At 59.6% G+C, this 2,036-nt stretch carries 2 protein-coding genes and 2 pseudogenes; 1 reads left to right on the top strand and 3 read right to left on the bottom strand.

Going from position 1 to position 2,036, the window contains the following annotated elements; genetic code table 11:
• A pseudogene (locus B4I46_RS11375) lies at window positions 1-333 on the bottom strand (cytochrome c oxidase accessory protein CcoG); the annotation flags it as partial.
• A 121-nt stretch (window positions 334-454) separates the two neighbouring features.
• Window positions 455-694 (bottom strand): DUF3203 family protein, encoded by a 240-nt coding sequence (locus B4I46_RS11370; protein WP_078480752.1) that lies wholly within the window; start codon window positions 692-694, stop codon window positions 455-457.
• A 139-nt stretch (window positions 695-833) separates the two neighbouring features.
• Between B4I46_RS11370 and B4I46_RS11365 the strand changes: the two genes are divergently transcribed.
• Complete coding sequence (locus B4I46_RS11365) at window positions 834-1,352, top strand: MgtC/SapB family protein (RefSeq protein ID WP_058541229.1); 519 nt, start codon at window positions 834-836, stop codon at window positions 1,350-1,352.
• A 551-nt stretch (window positions 1,353-1,903) separates the two neighbouring features.
• Here B4I46_RS11365 and B4I46_RS11360 read toward each other — a convergent pair.
• Window positions 1,904-2,036: pseudogene (locus B4I46_RS11360) on the bottom strand (hydroxymethylglutaryl-CoA lyase); the annotation flags it as partial.

The following is a 2,036-nucleotide window of genomic DNA, read 5'->3' as shown; positions in this document are numbered from 1 at the left end:
GCGCCCGGCGAACACGGTGATGGCGAACAGGCCGAAGGCGCAGATGATCAGCAGCGCCGACAGCAGGATGAAGTCCTGCGGCCAGAAGGTGGCGCCGAAGATGTGGAACTTGCTGTCGGCCAGGTCCCAGAGGACCGCCTGGCGCCCGTCCCAGTTCAGCCAGACGGTGCCGAAAAACAGCAGAAACAGAAAACCCGCGCCACCCAGGCGCAGGTTTCGGAAAAAGCCGGTGAAGCTACGGGTGTGGATGTGTCTGTCGCTGCTGGCGGCCTTCTTCTTGAACGTGGAGGGCTCGGCAATTTCAACGATCTGGACGGGAATTCGTTCGCTCATGGTTCGTCGCTCATCAGGCCTCGATCAGGCCAGAGCACTATGGCGTCCCATCTGTTTGCATAACAGGTGCAGATATCTGGATAAAAACCGTATCAGATTATCCCTTGAAACCCTGCAGCCCTTATATGATCGAGCCCTCCTCGGAGGTCTTCAAATGCCTGCGACTATCCACCGCACCTGCCACGGTGAGCGCGTCAGCCTCTGCCTCGGTGATCGGCACCCGTTGCCCGGCCAGGGTCGCGATCGACATGCGCAGGACGGCATCGGTGATGATCTGCACCTCTGCCGCTTCACCTTCGATGTTCAGGTCATCGGCTATCAGGGTGCAGCGCTTGGTGGTTTCGTTGATTTCAATGGGCATGGCGGTGTCCTCGAACGGGGGGCTTACAGCTGTGACCCCGTTGCCGGCCGGGTTGCTGAGCGTGGCCGATCAGCGGTCGACAGCACTCGCGCGCCAGGCTGTTGTCCATCCAGTATCCCCTTGCTGATGGACGCTGCTCATGGACGCCTGGTGGCACCAAGTCTGGTCGACACTGATTGCCGAATTCGCCGATATCACCGATGCCAAGCAACTGACGCAGGTGACGGTGCGCCTGCTGATGGCTGCGCTGCTGGGGGCGGTGCTGGGCTTCGAGCGCGAGCTCAAGGGCAAGGCGGCGGGAGTGCGCACGCACATGCTGGTGGCCATCGGTGCGGCGCTGTTCGTGCTGGTGCCGCGCATGGCCGGGGCGGACGACGCAGCGTTGAGTCGGGTGGTGCAGGGGATCGTCGCCGGCATCGGCTTTCTGGGGGCGGGCACCATACTCAAGGGCAAGGAGGACGATGCGGGTCATGTGAAGGGCCTGACCACTGCTGCGGGCCTGTGGATGACCGCCGCCATCGGCGTGGCCGCAGGCATGGGGCGCGAAGCCACTGCACTGGTGAGCACGGTGCTGGCGTTGCTGGTGCTGGGGGTGATGCCGTGGGTGGTCGACCGCCTGGAGAAGCATAAGCCAGAGGATGACCAGCAGAACGAGTAGGGCAGCAAGCACTGAGGGGAGCCTGGGCTCCCCTCAAATTTTGTTGCGTGTGCTCTTTTTATTATTGGAGGGTGGTCTATTGTTGTTTTTGGCGACCCTTGCCTCTTGTTGCGTTGCGATCCCCATCCGGGATCAAGAGCAAACGTATTTTTTTGAGCGCTGATCGACCTTTATCATTGCTGATCCAACCGAGACGGGCGCTACCTTGGGGTAGTTTTATTATTCTCTGTCAGGTCGCGGGGCACGCCCCCGAAAAGCCATCCACTTCAAAAAAATCTGTTAGCTGCGCCTCTGCCGTGTTGTTCTTGTTATGTCAGAGCCGGTACGTCTTATTTTTATTGGGTTGTCGCATTTTTTATTGTTGTTGTACGAAAGATATAGCAGGTGCCGTGCCAACTTTTTAAAACCCAATAAAATCAATGGTTTGCTGGTTTGGTGGAAAAATCGTCACGGGAAATTGTGCTGATTTGTTTCCGTGTTACCCGGATTTTTCCTGTCGGGTGTGGGGGCGGTAACACTCGCCCCCCCATTGGCCCTGTTGCTGCGCACCGTTACCGGGCAGCGCGTGCCCTGGCCACACGCGACCCGCTGGCGCGGCCCAGCACGGCACTGATGCGCTGGCCGGCGTCAATCAGCTTGTCCAGGTCGATGCCGGTCTCGATGCCCAGGCCCTGCAGCAGGTAC

The organism is Pseudomonas sp. UBA7500 (assembly GCF_002478435.1).
Taxonomy (GTDB): domain Bacteria; phylum Pseudomonadota; class Gammaproteobacteria; order Pseudomonadales; family Pseudomonadaceae; genus Aquipseudomonas; species Aquipseudomonas palmensis.
Note: the sequence above shows the minus strand (reverse complement) of the source record. Positions and strands in the feature narration are given on the sequence as shown.